Source organism: Streptomyces sp. BR123 (genome assembly GCF_013401435.1).
In the GTDB taxonomy this organism is placed as follows: domain Bacteria; phylum Actinomycetota; class Actinomycetes; order Streptomycetales; family Streptomycetaceae; genus Streptomyces.
Window position 1 is genome coordinate 1 of the sequence record NZ_JACBGN010000675.1, and the last position, 576, is coordinate 576.

The following is a 576-nucleotide window of genomic DNA, read 5'->3' on the forward strand; positions in this document are numbered from 1 at the left end:
GCCGCGCCCCCGCCGGGGCCGCCGTGCTGCGCGAGGACGTGACCAGGGCGATCCGCGCCGCGGTACTGGAGGAGCTGGCCGCGGTCGGGTTCTCGCGGATGTCGATCGAGGGGATCGCGCGGCGCGCCGGAGTCGGCAAGACGGCCGTCTACCGGCGCTGGAAGTCCAAGCTCCACCTGGTCCTGGACCTGGTGCAGGCCTTCGCGGCGGACGGCCTGCCCGTCCCCGCCACCGGCTCGCTGTACGGAGACGTACGCGCCCTGCTGGAGGTCATGTCACACGTGCTGCGCCACCCGGTGGCCTCCGCGGTGATCCCCGACCTGCTCGTCGAGGCGGCCCGCAACCCGGAGATCGCCGACGCGGTGCGCGGCGCCCTGCTGGACGGGGAGCGGCGGATGGCCGAGGGCATCGTGTCCGAGGCCGTCGCGCGCGGCGAGCTGGCACCGGGCACGGATCCCGGCCGGGCGCTGGACCTCGCGATCGGGCCGCTCTACTGGCGGCAGGTGGTCATCCGCGACGAGGTCCCGGCCGGCTACCTCGACGAGCTGGCCGCCTCGGTGGTGGCGGGCCTCAGGC

The 576-nt window shown here is 75.7% G+C and carries 1 protein-coding gene; it reads left to right on the plus strand.

Annotated features, from left to right (window positions below):
• On the plus strand, nt 1–576 hold a 576-nt coding region (locus tag HYE82_RS36985), incomplete at both ends, for a TetR/AcrR family transcriptional regulator (RefSeq protein ID WP_179178594.1).